This window comes from Xenorhabdus eapokensis (assembly GCF_001908105.1).
This window is the reverse complement of record NZ_MKGQ01000089.1, coordinates 1-2,113: the sequence shown is the minus strand read 5'-3', so window position 1 is coordinate 2,113 and position 2,113 is coordinate 1. Positions and strand designations below refer to the sequence as shown.

Genomic DNA, 2,113 nt, shown 5'->3' with positions numbered 1-2,113 from the left:
CGGATCGAGCGGAACATAACCCGCTCCCGCTTTGAGAATGGCATACAGGCCAATGATCAAATCCAGACTGCGGTCAACACAAATTGCCACGCGATCATCGGGGCGTACACCTGCGGCAATCAGTTGGTGAGCCAGTTGGTTGGCATGGCGGTTCAGTGCCGCATAACTCAGTTGGCTATCGCCAAATACCAGCGCAATAGCATCCGGTGTACGGGCAGCCTGCTGTTCAAACAGTTGGTGGATTAAGGTGTTTTGCGGATATTCAACCGCGGTATCATTAAATGTTTCCAACAGTTGGGTGCGTTCAATCAGTGACAGGATGTCAATTGACTCAATGGCTTGCTCAGGCGCAGATTGCAGGGCTGCCACAATCCCTTCCAGTGCCGTATTCATATAGGCATTAATACGAGCCGGATGAATTTGCTGGCTGCATTGTGCAGTGAGCGCAAATCCATCGTCAAAATCGTCCACATCCAGTGACAAGGGGTAGTTACTGCGCTCTTCACTCTCTAGTTCGTCAATACCTTGCCAGGCGATGGAGGCCACTTGTTCATCTTCATGCGGGCTATGGCGGAAATTAAGCAGGCTGTTAAACAGCGGTAATGGCGCCTGAATGCCACTGCAACGCTGGGCAACAGCCAGAGGGGCCTGCTCATGTTCCAGTAGTGCGGTTAACTGCTGATAAGTTTCTTGTATTGCTTGCTTAACGGTACGGGCCTGTAACTTAACGCGAATAGGTAAGGTATTGATAAACATCCCCAGCACTTCGGATGCACCAATTCCACCTTGTAACCGTCCCAACAGAACAGTGCCGAATATGACGTCATTTCGTCCACTGCATCGAGCCAGAACCTGTGCCCAGGCCACATGAAATAGTACGGCGGCACTCATACCCAATTGACGGGCGCAATCACGGAGATTTTGGGCTAGCTTACTATCCAGAGCGAGAACGTTTTCTTCTATCTCATTGAGACTGCCACCTTGTACATCAAGCAACCCAAATGGCAGGGTGGGTTCTTCCACATCTCCCAATAATTCGCGGAAATAGTTTTGGTGAACCTCCAACGGCACATTGCGGATCTGCGCGATAAAATTTCGGTAAGGCAATGGTATTGGTAACTTTTCACTTTCCCCCAAAAGCAAGGTTTGTATTTCACTGAATATCATATCCAGTGATATGTGATCACAAACTAAGTGGTGATACAGCAGGGAAAGTAGCCATTGATCGGAGGCGGGATCTTTAGCTATATGAGCAGCTAACAGTGGTGCTTTGGTGATATCCATTCGCATTGAACGGGGATCGGTAAGACGGCGTAGCTGGGTTTCTGGCGGTTCTTCTGTTGATAGCGTGAGTTCAATAATTGGCAACGGGGCATGACGATAGACGATTTGTACTGATTTAAGAAGCTCTTCCCAGTAAATGGCGCTGCGCAGAATATCGTGCCGGTCAATGACCCGCTGCAACGCCTGCAAGAAACTCTCCAACCGCGTCCGGCTGTCGAAAATCATCAAATGGTTGTCCAGATAGAGATCACCTTTCGTTTCCCGCAAATGGTGGAACAGGATGCCTTCCTGTAATGGCCCCAATGGGTAAATGTCCTGGACGTTGGAAATACCGCCTGTTACATGGGAAACAATCTGGTTTATTTGGTTTTGGGTCAATTCCACCAGTGGCAACATATCTGGCGTAATGACGGTACTGTCTTCTCTAATCAGGTTAGGCGGAACGTTCTGTAGGTTTGTGGTCTGAGCGTTATTGTGACGGATTAGGGAACTCATGACCACCAGCGTTGGCGCTGAGAATACCGCACTGACATCAAGGGACAGACCGTGTGAGCGTAATTGTTCGATCAGGCTGACCACCAGCAGGGAATGCCCGCCCAGTTCAAAGAAATTGTCTTGTCGCCCAACTTGTTCCACATTGAGCAGGGATTGCCAGATGGCCGCCAGTTGCTGCTCAGTGGCTCCTTGCGGTGCTTCGTACTCACGGCTGACGATAGCGCTCTTATCCGGCGCTGGCAGCGCGTTGCGATCCAGTTTACCGTTGGCGGACATCGGGAAGGCGTCCAGCATCACAAACGCATTGGGTAGCATGTACTCCATCAATCTGGTA

1 protein-coding gene is annotated in these 2,113 nt (G+C 50.2%); it reads right to left on the bottom strand.

What is annotated here, in order from left to right; genetic code table 11:
* A partial coding sequence (locus Xedl_RS19320) for a condensation domain-containing protein (protein WP_143187496.1) occupies positions 1-2,113 on the bottom strand: 2,113 nt, incomplete at both ends.